17 protein-coding genes, 2 tRNA genes, 3 rRNA genes, 1 pseudogene and 1 other annotated feature are annotated in these 24,188 nt (G+C 60.2%); of the genes and pseudogenes, 7 read left to right on the top strand and 16 right to left on the bottom strand.

The annotated features are described in order from the left end of the window. Window positions 1-19: 19 nt before the first annotated feature. From yjfF to B0G82_RS32090, 5 genes are all read right to left on the bottom strand, one after another. The gene (gene yjfF, locus B0G82_RS32110) at window positions 20-1,117 is read right to left on the bottom strand and encodes a galactofuranose ABC transporter, permease protein YjfF (RefSeq protein WP_121310228.1); all 1,098 of its coding nucleotides are present in this window, start codon (window positions 1,115-1,117) and stop codon (window positions 20-22) included. Continuing rightward, window positions 1,114-2,145 (bottom strand): ABC transporter permease, encoded by a 1,032-nt coding sequence (locus B0G82_RS32105; protein ID WP_116144030.1) that lies wholly within the window; start codon window positions 2,143-2,145, stop codon window positions 1,114-1,116. The genes yjfF and B0G82_RS32105 overlap by 4 nt, the downstream gene beginning before the upstream one ends. After that, a complete protein-coding gene (locus B0G82_RS32100) occupies window positions 2,142-3,749 on the bottom strand; it encodes a sugar ABC transporter ATP-binding protein (RefSeq protein WP_121310227.1) in 1,608 nt (535 codons plus the stop codon). The genes B0G82_RS32105 and B0G82_RS32100 overlap by 4 nt, the downstream gene beginning before the upstream one ends. A gap of 211 nt (window positions 3,750-3,960) precedes the next feature. After that, window positions 3,961-4,947 (bottom strand): ABC transporter substrate-binding protein, encoded by a 987-nt coding sequence (locus B0G82_RS32095; RefSeq protein WP_121310226.1) that lies wholly within the window; start codon window positions 4,945-4,947, stop codon window positions 3,961-3,963. Window positions 4,948-5,273: 326 nt separating this feature from the next. Further along, the gene (locus tag B0G82_RS32090) at window positions 5,274-5,885 is read right to left on the bottom strand and encodes an alpha-ketoglutarate-dependent dioxygenase AlkB (RefSeq protein WP_116144024.1); all 612 of its coding nucleotides are present in this window, start codon (window positions 5,883-5,885) and stop codon (window positions 5,274-5,276) included. A 156-nt stretch (window positions 5,886-6,041) separates the two neighbouring features. On the opposite strand from B0G82_RS32090, the gene B0G82_RS32085 reads away from it, so the two are divergent. Continuing rightward, a complete protein-coding gene (locus B0G82_RS32085; RefSeq protein WP_121310225.1) occupies window positions 6,042-6,626 on the top strand; it encodes a malonic semialdehyde reductase in 585 nt (194 codons plus the stop codon). A gap of 29 nt (window positions 6,627-6,655) precedes the next feature. On the opposite strand, the gene B0G82_RS32080 is transcribed toward B0G82_RS32085, so the two are convergent. Beyond that, window positions 6,656-6,976, bottom strand: a complete 321-nt coding sequence (locus tag B0G82_RS32080) for a hypothetical protein (protein WP_121310224.1) — start codon at window positions 6,974-6,976, stop codon at window positions 6,656-6,658. A 387-nt stretch (window positions 6,977-7,363) separates the two neighbouring features. Here B0G82_RS32080 and B0G82_RS32075 point away from each other — a divergent pair, with 387 nt between their 5' ends. After that, window positions 7,364-8,527, top strand: a complete 1,164-nt coding sequence (locus B0G82_RS32075) for a metallophosphoesterase (protein WP_106311902.1) — start codon at window positions 7,364-7,366, stop codon at window positions 8,525-8,527. Between the two features lie 28 nt (window positions 8,528-8,555). On the opposite strand, the gene B0G82_RS32070 is transcribed toward B0G82_RS32075, so the two are convergent. Then, complete coding sequence (locus B0G82_RS32070) at window positions 8,556-9,080, bottom strand: hypothetical protein (protein WP_121310990.1); 525 nt, start codon at window positions 9,078-9,080, stop codon at window positions 8,556-8,558. Window positions 9,081-9,742: 662 nt separating this feature from the next. Here B0G82_RS32070 and B0G82_RS32065 point away from each other — a divergent pair. Next, entirely contained in the window at window positions 9,743-10,456 is a 714-nt protein-coding gene (locus tag B0G82_RS32065) for an MgtC/SapB family protein (RefSeq protein ID WP_121310223.1), read from the top strand. Window positions 10,457-10,611: 155 nt separating this feature from the next. Beyond that, window positions 10,612-10,866, top strand: a complete 255-nt coding sequence (locus B0G82_RS32060; RefSeq protein ID WP_007176844.1) for a GlsB/YeaQ/YmgE family stress response membrane protein — start codon at window positions 10,612-10,614, stop codon at window positions 10,864-10,866. Window positions 10,867-10,938: 72 nt separating this feature from the next. Here B0G82_RS32060 and B0G82_RS32055 read toward each other — a convergent pair whose 3' ends face one another. The 3 genes from B0G82_RS32055 to B0G82_RS32045 all read right to left on the bottom strand — a co-directional run bounded on the left by B0G82_RS32055 (window position 10,939) and on the right by B0G82_RS32045 (window position 15,197). Then, entirely contained in the window at window positions 10,939-12,450 is a 1,512-nt protein-coding gene (locus B0G82_RS32055) for an acetyl-CoA hydrolase/transferase family protein (RefSeq protein WP_121310222.1), read from the bottom strand. Window positions 12,451-12,642: 192 nt separating this feature from the next. Then, window positions 12,643-12,858 (bottom strand): hypothetical protein, encoded by a 216-nt coding sequence (locus B0G82_RS32050; protein WP_121310221.1) that lies wholly within the window; start codon window positions 12,856-12,858, stop codon window positions 12,643-12,645. A gap of 170 nt (window positions 12,859-13,028) precedes the next feature. Next, window positions 13,029-15,197: an FUSC family protein gene (locus tag B0G82_RS32045; RefSeq protein WP_121310220.1), complete on the bottom strand. Its 2,169-nt coding sequence runs from the start codon at window positions 15,195-15,197 to the stop codon at window positions 13,029-13,031. A gap of 201 nt (window positions 15,198-15,398) precedes the next feature. Here B0G82_RS32045 and B0G82_RS32040 point away from each other — a divergent pair, with 201 nt between their 5' ends. Both B0G82_RS32040 and B0G82_RS32035 read left to right on the top strand, forming a co-directional pair. Continuing rightward, entirely contained in the window at window positions 15,399-16,388 is a 990-nt protein-coding gene (locus tag B0G82_RS32040; protein WP_121310219.1) for a LysR family transcriptional regulator, read from the top strand. 93 nt (window positions 16,389-16,481) lie between these two features. Next, window positions 16,482-17,713 (top strand): IS3 family transposase gene (locus B0G82_RS32035; RefSeq protein ID WP_121307808.1). Its coding sequence is split into 2 segments (ribosomal slippage): window positions 16,482-16,770 and window positions 16,770-17,713, totalling 1,233 coding nucleotides; the frame shifts between segments, so codons are not numbered across the junction. Then, window positions 16,760-16,876: a sequence feature (AL1L pseudoknot), on the top strand. Its footprint overlaps the gene before it by 117 nt. Window positions 17,714-17,851: 138 nt before the next feature. On the opposite strand, the gene B0G82_RS39565 is transcribed toward B0G82_RS32035, so the two are convergent. After that, on the bottom strand, window positions 17,852-18,190 hold the full coding sequence (locus B0G82_RS39565; protein WP_147439594.1) for a hypothetical protein: 339 nt from the start codon (window positions 18,188-18,190) through the stop codon (window positions 17,852-17,854). Between the two features lie 319 nt (window positions 18,191-18,509). Between B0G82_RS39565 and B0G82_RS41260 the strand changes: the two are divergent. Continuing rightward, window positions 18,510-18,656 (top strand): annotated as a pseudogene (locus B0G82_RS41260) (lipocalin family protein); the annotation flags it as partial. Window positions 18,657-18,765: 109 nt separating this feature from the next. Here the strand turns inward: B0G82_RS41260 and rrf are convergent. The 5 genes from rrf to B0G82_RS32000 form a co-directional block, all read right to left on the bottom strand. Beyond that, window positions 18,766-18,879, bottom strand: a 5S ribosomal RNA gene (gene rrf / locus B0G82_RS32020). A gap of 207 nt (window positions 18,880-19,086) precedes the next feature. Next, a 23S ribosomal RNA gene (locus tag B0G82_RS32015) occupies window positions 19,087-21,969 on the bottom strand. A 318-nt stretch (window positions 21,970-22,287) separates the two neighbouring features. Then, window positions 22,288-22,363 (bottom strand) — tRNA-Ala (locus B0G82_RS32010). Window positions 22,364-22,416: 53 nt separating this feature from the next. Beyond that, window positions 22,417-22,493 (bottom strand) — tRNA-Ile (locus B0G82_RS32005). Window positions 22,494-22,574: 81 nt separating this feature from the next. After that, window positions 22,575-24,105 (bottom strand): 16S ribosomal RNA (locus B0G82_RS32000). The 16S, 23S and 5S rRNA genes sit together here with 2 tRNA genes alongside, the layout of an rRNA operon. Window positions 24,106-24,188 lie beyond the last annotated feature (83 nt).

The following is a 24,188-nucleotide window of genomic DNA, read 5'->3' as shown; positions in this document are numbered from 1 at the left end:
GCCGCCGCGGCGCGCGCGTTCAAGCCTGTTCAGGCGCGCGCCCGATCACATGCGAATCCGACGCCGCCGAGCCGTCCGCATGCCCGCGTTCGCGTCCCGCGGTCACGACCGCACCCGTGCCGCCCGGACGGCCCACCGACTTCGCATGACGCTCGATCAGCCGTTGCAGTAAGCAGAACGCGCACAGCAAGGCGCCGATCACGATGCGGGTCCACCACGAACTGAGCGTGCCGTCGAACGTGATCAGCGTCTGGATCGTGCCGAGAATGCCAACGCCGAACAGCGAGCCGATCACATAGCCGACGCCGCCCGTCAGCAGCGTGCCGCCGATCACGGTCGCGGCGATCGCATCGAGTTCCATGCCCTGCCCTTGCAAGCCGTAACCCGACAGCACATAGAACGTAAAGACCGCGCCGCCTAGCGCCGAACAGAAGCCGCTCAGCGCATACACGCCGATGCGCGTGTGCGCCACCGGCAAGCCCATCAGCAAAGCCGAACGCGCGTTGCCGCCGACCGCATAGACGTTGCGGCCGAAGCGCGTGAAATGCGCCACGTAAATCGCGGCCAGCAGCGTGACGAACGCGATCAGCACATTAGCCGTCACCGAGCCGACGCCGATGTCGAAGCGAAACGCCGATATCTTCTGGAACGTCGGATCGGTGATGGTGATCGACTGTGTCGTGATCAGAAAGCACAAGCCGCGCGCGAAGAACATGCCTGCCAGCGTGACGATAAAGGCCTGCAAGCGGAAGAAGTGAATCAACGCGCCCTGCACCGCGCCGAACACCGTGCCCATCAGCAGCACGATCGGCAGGATCACCCAGACTGGCCAATGCAGATGTTCGGACAGCACCGCCTCGACGATGGTCGTCAGCGCGACGACCGAGCCCACCGACAGGTCAATGCCGCCGGACACGATCACGAACGTCATGCCGATCGCCACGATCAGCAGGAACGCATTGTCGACCAGCAGATCGAGCAGCACTTGCCACGAGAAAAATCCGGTGTACATGACCGAGCCGAATCCGAACAGCGCGCAGAACAACAGGATCGTCACGGCGATCGGCAGCGTGCGCGGATCGACAATATGAGCCCAGGCTTCGAGGATGCGTCTCATCGCGCCACTCTCCGTTGCGTGACAAGCGCCATGCCGAGCGCGCGCGCCGACGGCGACTGGATCACACTCACCGCGAGCACGACGGCCGCCTTGACGACGAGCGTGGCTTCCGGCGGCACGCCGATCGAATAGGTGGTGTACGTGAGCGTCTGAATGATGAGCGCGCCCAGCACCGTGCCCGCGAGACTGAAGCGGCCGCCGAGCAGCGACGTGCCGCCGAGCGTCACCGCGAGGATCGCATCGAGTTCGAGCAGCAGGCCGGCGTTATTGCCGTCGGCGCTGCGCACGTTCGAGCTGATGAGAATGCCCGCCATCGCCGCGGTCAGTCCCGAGAAGCCATACACCGTGAAAACGAGCGCCTTGGAGCGCAAGCCGACCAGACGCGTGGCGACCGGATTGACGCCGATCGCGCGAATGAACAGTCCGAGCGCGGTGCCTTCGACGAGCGCGGCGGTTGCCAGCACCGACACCGTGGCGATCCACACCGAACACGGCACGCCGAGCCAGTAACCGCCGCCCACAAACAGATAGCCCGGCGCGCCGATCGGAATGATCTGCCCCGCCGTCAGCAATTGCGCGATGCCGCGCCCGGCGACCATCAGGATCAACGTGGCGATGATCGGCTGCATCCCGACGAACGACACCAGCAAGCCATTCCACATGCCGCTCAGCACGCCGACGATCAAAGCCGCCAGCAGTGCCTGCGCGATCAGTCCGCCAGTCGGCACCGGCTGCGTGGCGAGTATCGTGGCCGCGGCGGCGCCCGCGATCGCCACCACCGCGCCGACCGAAATATCGATGCCGCGCGTCGCGATCACCAGCGTCATGCCGGTCGCGACGAGCACCAGTGGCGCGGCACGATTGAACACATCGATCGGCGCGCCGAACAGATGGCCGTCGAGCATGCGTAGCGACAGGAAATGCGGATTGACCCACAGGTTCAGCCCGCACAACAACACCAGCGTGACGCACGGCCAGATCAAAGGACGCTCGGCGCCGTCGCGTACGAACCAGTTAGATAGCTTCATTCGCCGCTCCCCGCGATGAGTCGATAGATATTGTCTTCGTTCGACGCCTTGCCGGCCACTTCGGCGATCTTGCGACGGTCGCGCAACACCACCACGCGATGGCTCACGCGCAGCACCTCGCTGATCTCCGACGAAATGAACAGGATGCTCAGACCGCTCGCGCATAGCGCCAGCAGACGATCCATGATGTCGAACTTGGCCGCAACGTCGATGCCGCGCGTGGGTTCGTCGAGGATCAGCAGTTTGGGATCGGTGGCGAGCCAGCGCGCCAGCAGCGCTTTCTGCTGATTGCCGCCGGACAGCAGACCGATCGGCTGTTCCGCATCCGCGGCCTTGATGCCGAGCCGCTCGATCCATAGATCCGCCAGTTCGCGCGCGCGTTGCCGGCTGATCTTGCGCCACCAGCCGCGCCGCGCCTGCAACGCCAGCAGAATGTTTTCGCGGATCGACAGTTCCGCGACGATGCCCTCTTTCTTGCGGTCTTCCGCGCAATAGCCGATGCCGTGGCGCACCGCGTCGCGCGGCGAACGCAGCCGCACCGGGCGCCCCTTCACCAGGATCGTGCCGCTGTCGGCACGGTCCGCACCGAACAGCAGCCGTGCGGTTTCCGTACGGCCCGAGCCGAGCAAACCAGCAAGACCAAGGATCTGGCCGGGCCGCACGTCGAGATCGATCGGCTGCAGCGAGCCGCGCCGTCCCACGCCGCGCAACTCGACGAACGGCTGGCCGGTCTGCGCGGCCTGTTTTTCTTCCGTGTCGTGCCCTTCCTGCGCGGCTTCGCGCAAACGTGCGCTCATCCGCTCGTGGCCGACCATCTTCGATACCAATTGATCGGCCGGCAGATCGCGCGCGAGATATTCGCCTTCGCGCTCGCCGTTGCGCATTACCGTGATGCGATCGGAGATGGCGTACGTCTGCTCGATGAAATGCGTGACGAACAAAATTGCAATGCCCGATTGCTTAAGATGCCGAAGGATTTTGAAAAGCTGACTGACCTCACCGTCGTCGAGGCTCGAGGTCGGTTCGTCGAGGATCAGCACGCGCGCATCGACCGAAAGCGCTCGCGCGATGGCCACCATCTGCTGCACGGCGATCGGATAGGCGTCGAGCGATCGCGTGACGTCAAGACTCACGTCGAGGCGCGCCAGCGCGGCTTGGGCGCGCCGCTTGATATCGGGCCAATCGATCGCGCCGAAGCGCCGTGGCTGCCGCCCCGCAAAAATGTTTTCCGCAACGGAGAGGTTCGGACACAGATTCACTTCCTGGTACAGCGTGCGCACGCCGGCCGCTTCAGCTTCCTGCGGCGAAGCGAACGCCACCACTTGGCCACCGAGGCTGATCGTGCCGGCGTCCGGCGCTAACACACCGGTAAGCACGTTGATCAAAGTGGATTTGCCCGCGCCGTTCTGCCCCATCAACGTGTGGATCTCGCCGGGGAACAGGCGGAAATCGACCCGCTGCAGCGCCTTCACGCCAGGAAATGTCTTGCTGATGCCGGCGGTCGCGAGAATCGGCTCGACGCGATTCGTGGTGCCGTCGGCATGGGTTGCGGCGGCGCCGATGATGCCGGCCGGCGGGTTCGGTTCAGATGCGGGATGCGTCATAGGCCTCGCTCGATCGGCGGTGCGTGGTTCGGCGGCCTCCAGCGGCCTCGAGCCGGCAGTGCGCGGAAAAGAGGCCGCCGCTGCCCAAGCAGTCGGACGGCCAGGCACCACTGGAGAAACCTTTTTTCGTGTGTCGGTACCGCGCTTCCCGTTGCGCTTGTCCGCGTTTCCATACCCGCTTCTTACAGTCAGGAAGCCTTATCAATTGCCGTCAGTACTTGCGCGTCGGCAGTGTCTGCGCGGCGACACTCATCGGGAAGACCGTCTCTTCCGTCAGGATGCGCTTAGGCAGCTGCTTGCCGGCCACGACATCTTTCACCGCCGACATCAATTGCGGACCCAGCAGCGGACTGCACTCCACATCAACATTCATCTTGCCCGCGGCCATGGCCTGGAAGCCGCCCTTGGTCGCATCGAACGAAACGACGATGATGTCCTTGCCCGGATGCATGCCGGCCTCTTCCATCGCCTGGATGGCGCCGAGCGCCATATCGTCGTTATGCGCATAAACTACATTTATTTTATTTCCGTATGTCTTTATAAACGCTTCCATGACCTGCTTGCCGCCGGCGAGCGTGAAGTCGCCGCTTTGCGACGCAATGATCTTGAACTTGGGATCGTTCTTGATCACTTCGAGGAGACCCGAGTGCCGGTCGTTGGCGGGCGCCGATCCGACCGTGCCCTGAAGTTCAGCGATGTTGATCGGGCCTTGGTCGTTCTTGTAGTGATCCGCGAGCCAATGACCACCGCGCCGGCCTTCTTCCAGGAAGTCCGATCCGATCATCGTCACATAAAGCGAGGGGTCTTTCGTATCGATGTTCCGGTCGGTGAGAATCACGGGAATTTTCGCGGCTTTAGCCTCGCGCAGTACCGGTTCCCAGCCCGACTCGACGACCGGCGAAAACGCAATCACGTCGACTTTTTGCGCGATGTAGGAACGGATCGCCTTGATCTGGTTTTCCTGCTTCTGCTGGGCGTCGGAGAATTTGAGCTTGATCTTCGCGTCGGCCGCCGCGGACTTGATCGACTCGGTGTTGGCGGTGCGCCATGCGCTTTCCGCGCCGACCTGCGCAAAACCCAGCGTGATCTGTTTGTCCTGCGCGTAAGCGCCCGGCATAGCCAGCGTCAGCGCACCGAAGCCCGCGCAAAGTGCGAGCGCGCTCAACGCACGACATGCGGCGCGTCGTGTATTCGCCATGACTGTCTCCTGATCGTTGTTGTGTAGGCGACCCATCGAATCCGCCCAGCCGTTGCGGCCCTCACGGTGCGTGGATCGTGATGTAGCGTAGTGTGTAGGGCGTTAACCGTCCAATCATATGATTCGCGTCGGCGATATCAATTTTGGTATAGGGCGTCTGGCGGTTGTGGGTGGTCGCGGGGCGTGATGCCTGGGTGGCTCGGGCGCGTTGCCTGGCGTTACTGCATTCGCGCTTTTTTTATGCGCTTACGTGTTCCGTGGCTTGGTGGCCTGGTGGCTTGGTCAGCTCTGCGGCGCAACCGCCCTCGCCCAATGCACACCACACATTAGCGAACACCCGCACGCGGCGTCACCCATCGAAACGTGAGGTTGATGCGCTCGCCCGCCACTCGCGGCTCTTTGGGCACCCGGTGCCGCCACCCGGCCTGTGTGTCGCCCTTCATCACCAGCAAGCTGCCGCCTTTCAGCGAAAAAGACTGCATGACGCCGGTCTTGTTGTGCCGCAGATCGAACGTGCGAGCGACCCCCAAGCTCACCGAGGCAATCACCGGATGCGTGCCGAGTTCAGGCTCGCGATCCGCATGCCAGCCCATGCTGTCCGTGCCGCTTCGGTAGCGGTTGAGCAGCACGCTATTAAAATGCGCGTCGCAAATCGACTCCACCGCGGACTTCAACTCGGCGACGGTCGGCGTCCAGGCTTGTGGCACGTTGCGAATACCTGAGTAGACATAGACGGCGTCAGGCTCGCCCTGCCACGCGGTCAGCCGTGGCAGCGGCACACGCCCGGCAGGCGTGCCCATCATGTCCTGACGCCATTCGACTTCGTCGATGAGGTGCGTCAAGGCCCGTGCCGCCGCTTCAGACGACAGCCAATCGGGATACCAGTCGACGTCGGGCGTCGGCAGAGCATCGGAAAAATCCGCAAAAAGATCCGTCATGAGAATGCCTGAGTACAATCGCGCGCACAAAGCGCGACTGGATGAGAACCTTGGCTATTATGGCGGCAACGATAACGACGCTACTACGCGTGGCTTGCGGTCTGATCCGGCGCCGTCCTTTTCATTTCGCTCACGTCACCTTCAAGGAACCATCCAATGATTCTTTCCGACCAGGCGCTCAATCAGCTTTTCCGCGAAGCGCGCACGCATAACGGCTGGCAGCCAAAACCGGTCGACGACGCCGTGCTCAAGCAACTCATCGAACTCGTGCTGCTCGGCCCGACATCGGCCAATTCGAGTCCGGGCCGCTTCGTCTTTGTCAGAACGCAGGAGGGCAAGGAAAAACTGCGCCCGGCTTTGTCACCAGGCAATCTCGAGAAGACGATGGCAGCGCCGGTCACAGCGATCGTCGGCATGGATATGGCGTTTTACGAGCACCTGCCGAGGCTGTTTCCGCATGCCGATGCACGCAGCTGGTTTGCCGGTAACGAGAAGGCGATCGCCGACACGGCATTTCGCAATTCGACACTGCAAGGCGGCTATCTGATTCTCGCCGCGCGCGCGCTCGGCCTGGACACGGGCCCAATGTCAGGGTTCGATGCCGCCAAGGTCGACGAAGCGTTCTTTGCCGGCACGACCGTGAAGTCGAACTTTCTGATCAATCTGGGCTACGGCGACCCGTCGAAACTGTTCCCGCGCAGCCCGCGCTTCGCTTTCGACGAGGCCGCGCGGATCGTCTGACGTAGGATGCCCGGCACGTCGCTGCGCGGTCAAGTCAAGATCGCCACGTAGAAGACCACGGCGCCGATCAAGGCGCCGATGAAGCAGAAGCCCTCTTCGGCTTCGTCGCCGTTGGACCGCACCCAGGCCCCCACGACGCCGAACAGCCCCGCGATGCCGAGAGCGACGCTAAGCATGACGACATAGAACAGCGCGCTCTTGCCCAACTCGGAAAAATCGATGTTGCGCACGCCGAAGTACAAGCCGATCGCCATTACCGAAATGACCACGAGTGGCAGCATGACGTGGCTGCCCTCATATCCGACGTGATGCGCGTGGCGGAACGGGTTGCCTGATCTGAGCAGCTTCATATGTGCCTCCTGCTTTGCCCTCTGCCGGCGACAGTACGAACCGCGAGCGGACTGCGCGGGCCCTCGCTGTGGCCTTTGCCCTGACTGCGATACAAGCCGGTTCTATTTGAGAATAGTCCACGCCCGACCACAATTCAAAGCCCATTTAATTCGAACCTATCGGCAGCCTGAACGGCCTACCCTCAGCCGCTTCGGTTGCTGCAATGCAATACCGCGCGCATGCCTGTTAGCCTTGGACGGTTCGCCGTAGCGGCGTCAATTTGGCGCGCCCGGCAGGCGGTTGCACATCTCGGTAGAATGGATCGGCTCGTTCGCCACGCATTGCCGCGGTCGGCGAGCCGCCGCCGCTCCGCCGTGTGCCGGCCCCTTCCCGTCCTGATCCTCTCTATGCGCCGCTCATCGTTTCTTGTTCGCTTCATCCTGATTGGCATTCTCCTGCATATCTACGTGGGCTTGCGTCTGATTCCGGACATGCCGATCGATATGACCGGCCGATGGCTGTGTGCGTTGTGGCTCGTGCTGTCGATCTTTCTGATTCCGCTCGGCATGCTGGCGCGCACGATCAAACAACAACCGCTCGGCGATCGGCTCGCATGGGTCGGCCTGCTGGCGATGGGCTTCTTTTCGTCGCTGCTGGTCCTGACATTCGCGCGCGATCTCGTGCTCGCTTCGCTCCTTACCGTCGATGCAATCTGGCCGAACACCATTGCCATCCCACACTGGCGAACAGGCTCCGCCGCGGCTGTGCCGCTGCTCGCGCTGCTTTCCACGCTCGTCGGCCTGTTCAACGCTCGCCGCCGCGCCAAGGTGGTGACGATCGAAGTGCCCATCGACGATTTGCCCGCCGCGCTCGACGGCTTCACGATCGTGCAGATCAGCGATATTCACGTCGGCCCGACCATCAAACGACGCTATGTCGATGCAATCGTCGACGCGGTGAATCGCCTCAAGCCGGATCTGATCGCTGTCACCGGCGATGTCGTGGACGGCAGCGTGCCGCAACTGACCAACCATACGCAGCCGCTGTCACGGTTGAGCGCACGCCATGGCGCTTTTCTCGTTACCGGCAATCACGAGTATTACGCCGGCGCCAACGCCTGGATCGACGAATTCCGGCGCCTGGGATTGAACGTCCTGCTGAACGAGCACGTGATCGTGGATCACGACGGCGCACGTGCCGTGATCGCCGGCGTGACCGACTATTCAGCGGGCCATCACGACCCGGCGCACCGCAGCGATCCAGTCGCGGCGCTGGCCGGCGCGCCTGGCGACGTACTGATCAAGGTGCTGCTCGCCCACCAGCCGCGCTCAGCCGAAGCCGCCGCAGCAGCCGGCTTCACGCTGCAGCTATCCGGCCACACGCATGGCGGCCAGTTCTTCCCATGGAATTTCTTCGTGCGGCTTCAGCAGCCGTTCACCGCCGGCCTCGCGCGGCTGAATGGACTCTGGGTGTACACGAGCCGCGGCACAGGCTACTGGGGACCGCCGAAGCGCCTGGGTGCACCTTCCGAAATCACGCGCTTGCGCCTCGTACCCGGCGAGCCCGATTAAGGCCCGATAGGTCCGATCAAGGCGCCCGTTACTGCGCGGGCGCCACCGCCACGCTCACTTGCGGTGCGAACGCCACCACCACTTGCATGCCCGGTGTCACGCCGGTGATCTTGGCGGGATCGCGGCCCTGGATATGAAACAGGGACCCATTCGGGTCTTTGAGCGCCATGATGCCGGAAACATGGTCGATGGACTCGACCCGGGCGTGCACACTCTGCACCGTGTTCGACTGGGCAATCTGAGCCGCTGCCGCTTGACCGTTCGCGCTCTGCGTGACGCTGATTACGGCATTGCGCATCATGCGGATGTGAACCTTGCCGCCTTGCCTGATCTGCGCGAGATTGCGCGTGTCGGTAATGGTGAATGACGCTTCACCGCCTTGCGCGTCGAGCACAGTGACTGAATGGTTAGCCTGATCGACCGACTTCACGACACCGTCTGCCTGCAGCGTGCTGCTGCCTTCGAACGGCGCCGGCAGAGCTGCGGCTGACGACACGAGCGGAGCGGCAGCGATCAGCGCGCCGGCGATGACGCCAAGAGCTTTAACTTTCATAGATTCCTCGATTCGGATGAGCGGCGGAAATAACGACGTCGTGCGGATCACGGCGTAACGCTGCAAGAGCGAAAACCCCGACAAATAAGACCGCGCATTTAAGCGCCAAGGCCGCGCGACGTGTTCCGGATGATTCAGACAGTGTGTTTTCCGGGACGGCTACCGTCAATATTCGGAGTCCGTATTTATGTAGGAATAGCTCTCCCATGCATACGGAAACTTCCCCAAAGATGGCATGCAATTCATTCGCCGCCTCGCTCCGTCGCGACTTGACTTACCTTTGCAGAGATGCCTAAAATCCGCCCAGTTCATTTACCCGGGATCACGATCTTGGACAGTAGCAGTAGTACCCGTCGAGCTTCGATTCGCCCGATCGCCTGATCGGCAAGATTTCCGCGCCAGTCTTTGTCTGTCGCCGTCTTGCCTTCGGGCCGGCGGTGCACGTCGTTGATACCCACTTTTTACCAGCGAAATTGCCAGTAAGTTGCAGTGAAGTGCCGCACGGCTCCATGCCGTGCCGACCTTGCTCGACTGTCGGCGCCGTGAACCGTTCGTTCGCGCTGCGCCGCGCCTGAACGCGCCCGCGTCCCATCGAGACGGACGTGCTGCTGTCACGTGTACGGTTCACACTGTGCAGTTTTGCGCCTCAACCTTGCTTACCGATGACCATCGAATTCGTCTGGCGGCTTCTCGCCGCCTTCGCCTGCGGCGTCGCGATCGGCCTCGAACGGCAGATACGTCAGCGCAATGCCGGCCTGCGCACCATCACGCTGGTCGCGAGCGGCGCGTGCCTGTTCGTCACGCTCGGCGTACTGACCGGCAACGGCACGGCCGGCATCACCCAGATCGCCGCCTATGTGGTCTCCGGCGTCGGCTTTCTCGGCGGCGGCGTGATCATGCGCGATAAGGGTTCCATCCAGGGAATCAACACTGCGGCAACCTTGTGGTGCTCGGCCGCGGTGGGCGTTTTGTGCGGCGCGGGTCATTACGGGCCGGCGCTCGCCGGCACCCTCGTCGTGCTGTTGACCAATACCGTGCTGCGCGAAGTCAGCCGTACGATCAACGCGACGCCGGTATCGAACGCCGACCTGGTCCGCGAATATGTGTTGACGATCGTCTGCCGGGAAGCCGACGAGATCCACATTCGTACCGCCGTCTCCAACTCCATGTATTCGACGCCGCTGTCGTTTCAAAGCCTGACGAGCGAGGACGTTGAAAACGACCCAGGACGCATTCGCGTTACGGCAACGTTGAAGATGCATCCCAAGGATCAGTCGAAGCTCGAACAGATGGCCAGCCGCATCAGCATGGAAAAGAGCGTTTCCAGCGTCAGTTGGACGGCCAGAGAGGCGGAGCCGACGCCGGAGCAAGCGTGAGGTGTAAGTTCCCTATCTGCGCGCGCATCGTCTACACTTGATCTGCAATAGATTTAGACAATGTTAATTCCGCGTCCTGAATATGGACTGTCCCATAACCATCGACTAAGCTCTGTCACCGTGAATTTTTCACACTCAACTAGGGAGTCTCGATTATGGAACACGGCATCATTGCATGGCTCATCATCGGCGCGATCGCTGGCTGGCTGGCAGGCGTGCTCGTCAAGGGCGGCGGCTTCGGCCTGATCGTCGACATCATCGTCGGGATTGTCGGCGCGTTTATCGGCGGCTGGCTCGCCGGCGTTCTGCACATTTCGCTGGGCGGCGGCTGGATCGGCTCGATCATCACGGCGGTGATCGGCGCGGTCATTCTATTGTTTCTTATCCGCCTCATTCGACGAGGTACCTGAGCGTAGCACCTGATGTCTTTCGGCGTCAGGGGCGAATGCCACCTGACGCCGGTTTGATCCGACAACCCGCGTTTAAAGCCTTGTCTCCACCGGCAACATCGAGCCGGTGTCCCGCAGCCGCGTATGCCAGGCGAAAGCCTGATCCAACAGATGCGGCGTTTGCCCGCCGCCCTTCAATGCTTCCCTATAGTAGTCGCGCAACAGATCGCGGTACAGCGGATGCACGCAATTGTCGATAATCAACGTTGCGCGTTCCCGCGGCGCGAGACCGCGCAAGTCGGCAAGTCCCTGCTCCGTCACGACCACGTCCACGTCGTGTTCGTTGTGATCGCAATGCGGCACCATCGGCACGATGCTCGAAATGCGGCCGCCCTTCGCCATCGACTTGGTCGCGAAGATCGCGCACGACGCGTTGCGCGCAAAGTCGCCCGAACCGCCGATGCCGTTCATCATGTGCGTGCCGCCCACGTGCGTCGAATTCACGTTGCCATAGATGTCGAATTCGAGCGCGGTATTCAACGCGATTAATCCGAGCCGGCGAATCACTTCAGGATGGTTGCTGACTTCTTGCGGACGCAGCACGAGCCGATCGCGATAGCGTTCGAGTTCGCCGAACACCTGTGCCTGTCGCGCTGCCGACAACGTGATCGACGCGCCGGAAGCGAACGTCACCTTGCCGGCATCCATCAGGTCGAAGGTCGAATCCTGCAGCACTTCTGAATAAATTTCGAAGGCGTCGAACGGTGAATCGACGAAACCGGCCAGCACGGCATTGGCAATCGTGCCGATGCCGGCCTGCAACGGCGGCAAGCGTTTGGGCATGCGCCCGCGCGATACTTCATGCTGGAAAAACTCGATCAGATGACCCGCGATCAATTCGGTCTCGGCATCCGCCGGCAACACGGTGGACGAACTGTCGGCCATATTGGTGATGACGATCGCCGCGATTTTCTCGCGCGGAATCTCGATAGCCGGCGTGCCGACCCGGTCTTGCGGACGGACGATCGGCAGCGGCTCGCGGTTCGGCCTGCGGCCCGGAATCCATATGTCGTGCAGTCCCTCGAGCGCGAGCGGTTGCGCAAGGTTGATCTCGACGATCACCTTGTCGGCGAGAATCGCGAAGCTCGCCGAGTTGCCCACCGAGGTGGTCGGCACGATGCCGCCGGTCTCGGTGATCGCGGTGGCTTCGATAATGGCGATATCGAGTTTGCCGAGCTGGTTCGCGCGCAGCATCTCGACCGTTTCAGACAGATGCTGATCGACGAACATGACTTCGCCGCGATTGATCGCGTCGCGCAGCGTCTTGTCCACCTGAAACGGCAAGCGGCGCGCCAGCACGTGCGCCTCGGTGAGCGTGCGGTCCACGTCGTGACCCAGCGACGCACCGGTCATCAACGTAATGCGCAGCGGTTTGCCTTCCTGACGGGCGCGCTCGGCAAGCGCAACGGGGACTGCTTTGGCATCGCCAGCGCGCGTGAAGCCGCTCGCGCCGACACACATACCGTCCTGAATCAGAAGCGCCGCCTCGGCGGCTGAAGTGATTTTTGCGCGCAATTCAGCGCAGCGAATCCGGTCTTGGTACATGAAACTGGGTCTCTCCATAGTCACCCGTCCAGACTACCAGTGCGCACGTCTGCGGTGTGCTTCGCTCGGTAGCCGGATTGTCGCACCCGCCGCGGCGTCACGATGGGACGCGGTCGCGGTCAGGTGATTCGTCGCGCGTCAAACGTTCGCGACGGGTCTTGCCCATACGTCAGATATAACGAGTGGCGCGGCCTAGCTGCCAAAGTAGATGTTGCAGAAGCTCACGGGCCCGACGCACTCGTCAGCTTTGAGTGCCGGTGTGGCACTGCGGCTTTTCGTTTCGGCATTCTTCGCGCGCTGCGCATTCGCCTGGGCAACCTGTTGTTCCGGGGCGGCCGGCGCCGTTTGCGCGTGAGCGACGACAGCGGACAAAGAGCAGGCAATCAGGGCAATCTTCAACACATTCATTTCGTTCTCCAGGACTTACGGTGCTGCCTTGCGGGAAACCCGTTGGGAAACCGCGAGGCAGTGATGAAACTATATGGCTGCCTGTCTCGCGGATAAATGGGGCGGTCCGGAAGTGATCCTTCCATCTTGCAGAAGGATCGCTGCACAGAGTCCATCGCCGCGTGCATCGATCAATGCGGGTTGAACGGCGCGTCCTTGTCGAGCAACGCCGTGCGAATGAAGTGCAGGCAACTCAGGATGCGCTGCAGGTCGTGACGCTTGTCGCGATCGGCATGAACCATTTGCAGCACGTCCTGCGCAAGCCAAGTGGCCGCGCGCACGGACAGCAGCGCTCGCTCCAGACCACGCGCGTCGGGCCGCTCGAAGAGCCGCGCGAGGTCGTCGCGCGCCTGCTCTACGGTGCTGGTCCAGCGCGGATGAAGAGCCTGCACGTAGTCGGCGCGCGCCATTTCGTTGCGCAGATCGATCACAGCGTGGCCGACTTCGAGCGTCGCGAGTGTCCAGCGCAACGCATCGCGACGGCGGCGGGAGCGTCGCGTCAATAGCATGCGCAACTGTGAAGTCAGGTCGTGCGTGCTCGACTGAAAGCGTTGATTGAGACCTGGCAGTGCGTCCTTGCACGCGAATACGACTTGCGCGCGTAAATCGCCCATGATTTTCCCGATGAGCCATGGCATGTCGGCCGGGAAGACCACCGCGAAAACGAGCGCCGCCAACAGCATCGACGCACTCAACGCGATGCCGTTGTTGATCAGCAGATCCGGCGCGTAAGTGACGACGTTGTCGGGTCCGGCGAGCAGGCAGAAGAACACTGAGAAACCGATCCCGTATCCCGCCGCCAGCTTGCGCGTGGCGATGAATGCGCCGAGCGCGAGCACCGGCGCCAGCGTCGCGCACAGCAGCGGAAAGCCGTCGATGTTCGGATACACGTAGCACGTGAACACGTAGCCGGTCACAGTGGCCAGCACCGCGCCGACGGCCATCTGCACGGCCATCTTCGACGGGTTCGGCGCAGTCGATGTCAGCGCGCACGCCAGCGCCGCGCCGATCACCGCAAGGCCGCCGCTCGGCCAGTCGGTCATGTACCAGAACCAGCCCGCGATCGCCATCACCACAGCCGAGCGGATAAACGTCAGCGCAACGACAAAGGTGTTGGTTTTGCTCACGTAGCGGCTTTTCGTTCGCGGATGGCTGTCGTCACGCTTTCGCTGCGTCACGGATGCGTAGGTCTGCGAGTAGCGGATCCATTCGTCGACGAACCGGTACAGCAACTCCGCCGCCGTATCGAAGTCCGCCAGCGATTCGGCGGGCGCGGCTTCCAGCGGCCGTCTCGTTTCACGCACACGCCTCGGCAGGCTCGCCTGGAAATGTCGCAAACGGGCGGCCGTGCGCGATGCATCCACCGCAGACTCGAACTGCGGGGCCATGAGCGCGGCCAGTTCGTCGAAATACGGTTTGATCGCCGCGACGATCGGCGCCGAGCCGTTCGCATGTAGCCGCTTGAGCAGTTGATGCAGCGCATGCAGCCGCGCACAGGCATCCATGAACTCGCCGTTCAGACGACCAAAATGCTGATTGCGCGAGCGCATGGCCGGGTCTTCGAAGGCGGCAAAAGTACGTGTCGCCTCGAACCCGACGATCTCGTCGACGAGATTCGCGAAGCGCCGCTCGAACTGGCCCCGCTTGATGCCGCGAGCCAACACGTCGGCAGCGAACGCAGTAAAATTTCCGTACCGAATTTGTAGCGCGCGCCGCAGCGCGAGGCTCGACCGCTGCGGCACGATCAGCGCGCTCACCGCGCTCGAAGTCACGATGCCAACCGCCACTTCCGCCGCGCGCGTAAGCGCTGCCAGGAACAGGTCGTGAGGCACTGTGACGTTCGGGATGCCGATCAGCGCAGCGGTATAACCCGCGAGCACAAAGCCGTACCATCTGAAATGCCGATACCGGACCGCTGCCGCAATGCAGGCGCTCACCCAGCCGATCATGCCGAGCATATACAACTCGGGCTGCTGGACGAACAGCGCGCCGAGCACCAGCGCGGCGACCGTGCCCGCCGCCGTCCCGAGAATCCGGTAGAAACTCTTGGCCAGCACCATGCCGCTGAACGGCTGCATCAGCACGAACACGGTGGTCATCGCAATGCGCGGCTGCGGCAGATCCAGCAGCATCGCAATGCCCAGCGCCAGCAAGCCCGCCGTAACGGTTTTCAGCAGATGCAGCCAGATGAGACTCTCGCCGGCCGCCCAGTCGCGGACGGCCGGGCTTAGCATCTGCAACATGCGGCCCCACTGCCGGCGGGAATCCGCCGTCGGTTCGATCGCATGTTGGCGTTTCATCTGGAATCTGGGCGCCCCGGTTGGTCGCTTAAGGAAGCACCGGCGGGAATACTGCGGACACCGGCACGCAAGCCGCCGATTGTAGGAGCATGCTATGTGTGCATTAAGAGGACGGCTGCGGAACGTCCGTTCCAGAACGAACAACAATGCGCATCCGGGACAGGCGGACAATACGGCTTAAGCCGTGAAATGGAAGGATCGATGGATACGTTACAAAATATGCGAGTGTTCGTGCGCGTGGTCGAAGCCGGTAGCTTTACCGCCGCCGCTCAGTCGCTCAATTCAACGACCGGCGCGATGTCCCGCGCGGTTTCGGAACTCGAAGCTCATTTGCGCACGCGGCTGCTCAACCGCTCGACGCGACGACTTGCGCTCACCACAGCAGGCGAGCGTTATCTGAAACGATGTCAGCAGATACTGGCAGATGTCGACACGGCGGAAGAAGAAGCCAGTTGTGCGCATGAGCGGCCAAGCGGCGCTTTGCGGATGCACAGCTTTGCCAGCATCGGCCAGCACTACGTTTTGCCGGCTATTTCGCGTTATCGCGCACTGTATCCGGAAGTCACGGTCGAGCTGACATTGTCGCAGCGCATGCCGGATCTTTTTGAAGGTAGCGCCGATGTTGCGGTGATCGGCGCATCCACCTTGCCCGATTCGGACCTCGTGTCGCTTCCGTTGGGGACGACTTTTAGCATCATGTGCGCATCGCCGGCGTATGTGCGCGCACACGGCGCGCCGCAGCAGCCCGCCGATCTGGCGCACCACGAATGTCTGATCCTGCACACGCCGGCGTTTCCGCCGCACGACTGGGTGCTCGATGGGCCGAATGGCAGCGAAATGATGGAGGTGAATGGGCCGGTGCACGTGAACATCGCTGAATCGCTGATTGTCGCGATTCGCGAAGGGATGGGCATTGGCATGGTGCCGCTGTACGCCGCCATTTCCGGATTGCGTGATGGCACGCTAGTGCGCGTGTTGCCGGACTATACCGCGCAGAAGATGCATGTTTACGCGCTGTATCCGTCGCGTAAGTTTATCGACGCGAAGACGCGGACCTGGGTTGAGTTCCTGCGCACCCATCTGCCGAAAGTCATCGCACGCGATGAGGCGCTGCTCGCGGAAGTCGGAGAAGCGCAGGCCGACGGGCCGGCTCCGGCGAAAACCGGACATGAGGTAGCGCATAAACTTTGAGGTGGTCTTACGCCTATGTTTAAGCCCTGCTCTAACGTCGAACTGAACCGCCCCGGATTTGGTGGAGGCTCCAACTCTTGAGAAGATGGAGCCATGAACAAGTCGAACAAATTTTCTGTTGAAGTCCGGGAACGTGCAGTGCGCATGGTGCAAGAGCATCGGGGCGAGTATCCGTCACAGTGGGCGGCGATTGAATCCATCGCCCCCAAGATCGGCTGCACGAGCCAGACATTGCTGGGGTGGGTCAAACGAGAGGAAGTCGATAGCGGCGAGCGCGAGGGCGTGAGCACGTCGGAACGCGAACGTCTTAAGGCACTGGAGCGCGAAGTCAAGGAACTGCGCCGCGCCAACGAGATTCTGAAACTCGCGAGTGCGTTTTTCGCCCAGGCGGAGCTCGACCGCCGCCTGAAGTCCTGAAGGCCTTCATCGATCGGCATCGCGATACCTTCGGGGTCGAGCCGATCTGCAAGGTCTTGCGGATTGCCCCGTCGGGCTACCGGCGCCATGCTGCACAGCTTCGCGATCCGTCGCGCCGCTGCGCTCGCGCGATACGCGATGAACGCCTGCGGCCGGAGATCGAGCGTGTCTGGAAAGCCAACATGCGGGTCTACGGAGCGGATAAAGTCTGGAAGCAGATGAACCGGGAGCGTATCGCGGTGGCTCGCTGCACGGTCGAACGGCTGATGAAACAACTGGGTTTGCGCGGCGTGATGCGAGGCAAGCGTGTTCGCACGACTGTTCCTGATGCCATAGCCCCGCGCCCGCTGGATCGGGTCAATCGCCAGTTCAAGGCGGCACGGCCGAACCAGCTCTGGGTTTCTGATTTCACCTATGTCTCGACGTGGCAGGGCTGGCTCTACGTGGCCTTCGTGATCGACGTGTTCGCCCGACGGATTGTCGGTTGGCGCGTCAGTTCGTCGATGACTACAGACTTCGTCCTGGATGCACTTGAACAGGCACTCTATGCGCGGCGGCCAGGCGGCGATGGAACGTTGATACATCACTCCGACAGAGGCTCGCAATACGTTAGCATTCGCTATAGCGAGCGACTGGCCGAAGCGGGCATCGAGCCCTCGGTTGGTAGCCGTGGCGACAGTTATGACAACGCACTGGCCGAGACAATCAACGGCTTGTACAAGGCGGAACTGATTCATCGCCGCACCTGGAAAACACGGGAGTCCGTCGAGTTGGCAACGCTGGAATGGGTGGCCTGGTTCAATCATCATCGACTGATGGAACCCCTCGGCTATATCCCGCCTGCCGAAGCTGAGGCAAACTACTATCAGCGACTTGAAACACCGGTCGCCGAACCCGCATTAACTTAAACCAACCAGCCTCCACGATTCCCGGGGCGGTTCAAACCCATGGAAGTTCCGACCCAGCCCGAACTGGACTAGACCCGATTTCGTGGACAGCTATCCTTTTGAGCAGGGTGCGCCGCCCACGGCGAAGCATCGCACCCCTTACCCGGCGGAATTCCGGGCCGAGATGGTTCCGGTAAAGGCCGGGCGGGCGCCTGCGGAGTTGGAGAAGGGGTTCGAGCCGACCGCACGGACGATTTGCAACTGGCTGCCACGTGCCGGTCGCGTCACGACGCGCTGACCACGGCCGAGCATGAAGAGCTGACGCGGTTGCGTCGCAAGGCTCGCCAGCTCGAGGCCGAACGCGAAATATTGGCAAAAGCCGCGGCCAAGCTGCGCGCGCCGAACATGGCACTCTCCCAGCGCCATCTCAGCGCGGTGATCCATCACTCTGATCAGGGATGCCCATGGACAGGCGCGGCGCGCGCTCTCTTCGCTCATTGAGAGCTGCTATGACCCACATCGTCTTCACAGGGGGATCGGTTATCGCTTGCCGATGATTTATGAACGCATAGATGCCGCGCAAAATCAGACCTTGCTCGTTTGCGGGTTGCCCACCGCCGGCCAGCGTCATGGTCGTAACAGGCGACCGCCGTCCGGCCGTGGACAACCCGCACCGTCATCCCAAATGGAGCAAACTCACCCAGGCAGAATTCAGTTGCATAACCGAAAAGGGTCCCCCCGCACCGCGCTTGCTGATGCCATGCACATTCATCCTGCCAACCGAACCCGTCTGCCTTGGCATCAGTCCGGTCCAGCCGACGATCAAGAACTCGATTCGCGGCAATCGACGGGCGCGGTGTACTGGGAAGGCGCAGTGCGGGTGAGCCGCGAAGGTGTGGATGCCGGGCGGGCGTACCTGGAACTGACGGGCTACGCGGATGCGTGGCGGATGGAGCGGGAGTGAAGGCGGGGTTATACGGTGGGGTTATGCGGCGGGTTTTTCCGCGTATCGCGGCGGGCTAAACGCAGAAACCCCACCTTTTCGGGGTGGGGTTTCTGATTGCTGCTGGGGAGCCTGACGATTACCTACTTTCACACGGGTAATCCGCACTATCATCGGCGTGGAGTCGTTTCACGGTCCTGTTCGGGATGGGAAGGGGTGGGACCGACTCGCTATGGTCATCAGGCATGACTTGTTGCTGCACTGCTCGTGGAGCAATACAGCCAATCTGGAAGAAGTAGTTTCTGGTGATGCTCACCAGGGGTAAAGCTGTTGGGGTTGTGTTGTTTCTGGCACAACACGATCACTTAACCTGAGTGGCCTTGCCCCCTTCGGGGGTGGGATGCCCGTCAGTGCTGAAGCACTGACGATCATCGCAAAACACACCTGTTATAGGATCAAGCCTTACGGGCAATTAGTATCAGTTAGCTTAACGCATTACTGCGCTTCCACACCTGACCTATCAACGTCCTGGTCTTGAACGACCCTTCAAGGGGCTCGAAGCCCCGGGGATATCTCATCTTAAGGCGAGTTTCCCGCTTAGATGCTTTCAGCGGTTATCTCTTCCGAACATAGCTACCCGGCGATGCCACTGGCGTGACAACCGGTACACCAGAGGTTCGTCCACTCCGGTCCTCTCGTACTAGGAGCAGCCCCCTTCAAATATCCAGCGCCCACGGCAGATAGGGACCAAACTGTCTCACGACGTTTTAAACCCAGCTCACGTACCTCTTTAAATGGCGAACAGCCATACCCTTGGGACCGGCTACAGCCCCAGGATGAGATGAGCCGACATCGAGGTGCCAAACACCGCCGTCGATATGAACTCTTGGGCGGTATCAGCCTGTTATCCCCAGAGTACCTTTTATCCGTTGAGCGATGGCCCTTCCATACAGAACCACCGGATCACTATGACCTGCTTTCGCACCTGCTCGACTTGTCGGTCTCGCAGTTAAGCACGCTTATGCCATTGCACTATCAGCACGATTTCCGACCGTACCTAGCGTACCTTCGTACTCCTCCGTTACACTTTGGGAGGAGACCGCCCCAGTCAAACTGCCTACCATGCACTGTCCCCGATCCGGATTACGGACCAAGGTTAGAACCTCAAACAAACCAGGGTGGTATTTCAAGGATGGCTCCACGCAGACTGGCGTCCACGCTTCAAAGCCTCCCACCTATCCTACACAGACCGGTTCAAAGTCCAATGCAAAGCTACAGTAAAGGTTCATGGGGTCTTTCCGTCTAGCCGCGGGGAGATTGCATCATCACAAACACTTCAACTTCGCTGAGTCTCGGGAGGAGACAGTGTGGCCATCGTTACGCCATTCGTGCAGGTCGGAACTTACCCGACAAGGAATTTCGCTACCTTAGGACCGTTATAGTTACGGCCGCCGTTTACCGGGACTTCAATCAAGAGCTTGCACCCCATCATTTAATCTTCCGGCACCGGGCAGGCGTCACACCCTATACGTCCACTTTCGTGTTTGCAGAGTGCTGTGTTTTTATTAAACAGTCGCAGCCACCAGTTTATTGCAACCCCTTCACCCTCTGCGCGCAGGCGCATCAGGCTACAGGGGCGTACCTTATCCCGAAGTTACGGTACCAATTTGCCGAGTTCCTTCTCCCGAGTTCTCTCAAGCGCCTTAGAATACTCATCTCGCCCACCTGTGTCGGTTTGCGGTACGGTCACTGTCAAACTGAAGCTTAGAGGCTTTTCTTGGAACCACTTCCGATTGCTTCTTCACCGAAGTGAATGGCCTCGCACCCTTGAATTCCGCGCCCGGATTTGCCAAAGCGCCTTCTCCAATGCAAGGACCGGGACTTCCAACACCCGGACAACCTTCCGCGATCCGTCCCCCCATCGCATTTAACAATGGTGCAGGAATATTAACCTGCTTCCCATCAGCTACGCATTTCTGCCTCGCCTTAGGGGCCGACTCACCCTACGCCGATGAACGTTGCGTAGGAAACCTTGGGCTTACGGCGAGGGGGCTTTTCACCCCCTTTATCGCTACTCATGTCAGCATTCGCACTTCCGATACCTCCAGCACACTTTCCAGTGCACCTTCGCAGGCTTACGGAACGCTCTCCTACCATGCACATAAATGTGCATCCGCAGCTTCGGTATATTGCTTAGCCCCGTTACATCTTCCGCGCAGGACGACTCGATCAGTGAGCTATTACGCTTTCTTTAAAGGATGGCTGCTTCTAAGCCAACCTCCTGACTGTTTTAGCCTTCCCACTTCGTTTCCCACTTAGCAATATTTGGGGACCTTAGCTGGCGGTCTGGGTTGTTTCCCTCTTGACACCGGACGTTAGCACCCGATGTCTGTCTCCCGTGATTGCACTCTTCGGTATTCGGAGTTTGCTATGGCGTAGTAATCCGCAATGGACCCCACAACCATGACAGTGCTCTACCCCCGAAGGTGATACACGAGGCACTACCTAAATAGTTTTCGGAGAGAACCAGCTATTTCCAGGTTTGTTTAGCCTTTCACCCCTATCCACAGCTCATCCCCTAACTTTTCAACGTTAGTGGGTTCGGACCTCCAGTACGTGTTACCGCACCTTCATCCTGGCCATGGATAGATCACCTGGTTTCGGGTCTACACCCAGCGACTGAATCGCCCTGTTCGGACTCGCTTTCGCTACGCCTGCCCTAATCGGTTAAGCTTGCCACTGAATGTAAGTCGCTGACCCATTATACAAAAGGTACGCCGTCACCCTCTTTCAAAGGCTCCGACTGTTTGTATGCATGCGGTTTCAGGATCTGTTTCACTCCCCTCCCGGGGTTCTTTTCGCCTTTCCCTCACGGTACTGGTTCACTATCGGTCGATCACGAGTATTTAGCCTTGGAGGATGGTCCCCCCATCTTCAGACAGGATTTCACGTGTCCCGCCCTACTTGTCGTACACCTAGTTCTTCCTCGCTGTTTTCGTCTACAGGGCTATCACCTGCTATGGCGGCACTTTCCAGAGCCTTCGACTAACAATGAAGATAAAGAGTACAGGCTGGTCCCATTTCGCTCGCCACTACTCTGGGAATCTCGGTTGATTTCTTTTCCTGCGGTTACTTAGATGTTTCAGTTCACCGCGTTCGCTTCACGTAGCCTATGTATTCAGCTACGGATGACCCATACGGGCCGGGTTTCCCCATTCGGATATCGGTGGATCAAAGCTCGTTTGCCAGCTCCCCACCGCTTTTCGCAGGCTACCGCGTCCTTCATCGCCTGTGATCGCCAAGGCATCCACCACATGCACTTGTTCGCTTGACCCTATAACGGGTGTGTCTCGCACGCCCTTCGCTGGGAAGACCGTGTCTGCCACACTCGCTACAGGTTGAGTATTCGTGTTGCGCCGTATTCCAAAAGCGATCTTCCGATCTCTCTTTTCATACATTGATACAATCACAACCCTGATTCACCTACTCGCACACCCATCTCTAAGTATGCTTTCGTGAATCTCTTTACTACTTCTTCCTGATTGTTAAAGAACGACAGCCGATATAAAGCTCTGCTTCATATCACTCTGACTGGCTCAATCGCCAATGCACAACGCTCTGCTTCCTGCACAGAACGCTACGCATTGAGGATTGGTGGAGGATGACGGGATCGAACCGACGACCCCCTGCTTGCAAAGCAGGTGCTCTCCCAGCTGAGCTAATCCCCCAGTCATACAGCTACCCCAGAGGTTTCAGACGATCAGCACACCAGACAAGACTTTGGTGGGTCTGGATGGATTCGAACCATCGACCCCCGCCTTATCAAGACGGTGCTCTAACCGACTGAGCTACAGACCCCTGAGTCTGTCCTGATTTCACAGCCGATAAGCGTGAGCGCTCAACGCATTGCTTTTACACAACTGACGCGTTTAGCTCGAGAAAGGAGGTGATCCAGCCGCACCTTCCGATACGGCTACCTTGTTACGACTTCACCCCAGTCATGAATCCTACCGTGGTGACCGTCCTCCTTGCGGTTAGACTAGCCACTTCTGGTAAAACCCACTCCCATGGTGTGACGGGCGGTGTGTACAAGACCCGGGAACGTATTCACCGCGGCATGCTGATCCGCGATTACTAGCGATTCCAGCTTCACGCACTCGAGTTGCAGAGTGCGATCCGGACTACGATCGGTTTTCTGGGATTGGCTCCCCCTCGCGGGTTGGCGACCCTCTGTTCCGACCATTGTATGACGTGTGAAGCCCTACCCATAAGGGCCATGAGGACTTGACGTCATCCCCACCTTCCTCCGGTTTGTCACCGGCAGTCTCCCTAGAGTGCTCTTGCGTAGCAACTAGGGACAAGGGTTGCGCTCGTTGCGGGACTTAACCCAACATCTCACGACACGAGCTGACGACAGCCATGCAGCACCTGTGTTATGGCTCCCTTTCGGGCACTCCCACCTCTCAGCAGGATTCCATACATGTCAAGGGTAGGTAAGGTTTTTCGCGTTGCATCGAATTAATCCACATCATCCACCGCTTGTGCGGGTCCCCGTCAATTCCTTTGAGTTTTAATCTTGCGACCGTACTCCCCAGGCGGTCAACTTCACGCGTTAGCTACGTTACCAAGTCAATGAAGACCCGACAACTAGTTGACATCGTTTAGGGCGTGGACTACCAGGGTATCTAATCCTGTTTGCTCCCCACGCTTTCGTGCATGAGCGTCAGTATTGGCCCAGGGGGCTGCCTTCGCCATCGGTATTCCTCCACATCTCTACGCATTTCACTGCTACACGTGGAATTCTACCCCCCTCTGCCATACTCTAGCCCGCCAGTCACAAATGCAGTTCCCAGGTTAAGCCCGGGGATTTCACATCTGTCTTAGCGGACCGCCTGCGCACGCTTTACGCCCAGTAATTCCGATTAACGCTTGCACCCTACGTATTACCGCGGCTGCTGGCACGTAGTTAGCCGGTGCTTATTCTTCCGGTACCGTCATCCCCCCACCGTATTAGGGCGGAGGTTTTCTTTCCGGACAAAAGTGCTTTACAACCCGAAGGCCTTCTTCACACACGCGGCATTGCTGGATCAGGCTTGCGCCCATTGTCCAAAATTCCCCACTGCTGCCTCCCGTAGGAGTCTGGGCCGTGTCTCAGTCCCAGTGTGGCTGGTCGTCCTCTCAGACCAGCTACAGATCGTCGCCTTGGTAGGCCTTTACCCCACCAACTAGCTAATCTGCCATCGGCCGCCCCTGTAGCGCGAGGTCCTAAGATCCCCCGCTTTCATCCACAGATCGTATGCGGTATTAATCCGGCTTTCGCCGGGCTATCCCCCACTACAGGACACGTTCCGATGTATTACTCACCCGTTCGCCACTCGCCACCAGGATTGCTCCCGTGCTGCCGTTCGACTTGCATGTGTAAGGCATGCCGCCAGCGTTCAATCTGAGCCAGGATCAAACTCTTCAGTTCAAACCTGTTACTGTTTTTCGGTTGTTTTACCAACCGGTCGCTCACTCAACGTACTGACGAATGATCTCTCCATCTTTCAATGG

The organism is Paraburkholderia sp. BL17N1, from assembly GCF_003634175.1.
Taxonomy (GTDB): domain Bacteria; phylum Pseudomonadota; class Gammaproteobacteria; order Burkholderiales; family Burkholderiaceae; genus Paraburkholderia.
The sequence above is the reverse complement of the archived record's forward strand: the minus strand, read 5'-3'. Positions and strand labels throughout refer to the sequence as shown.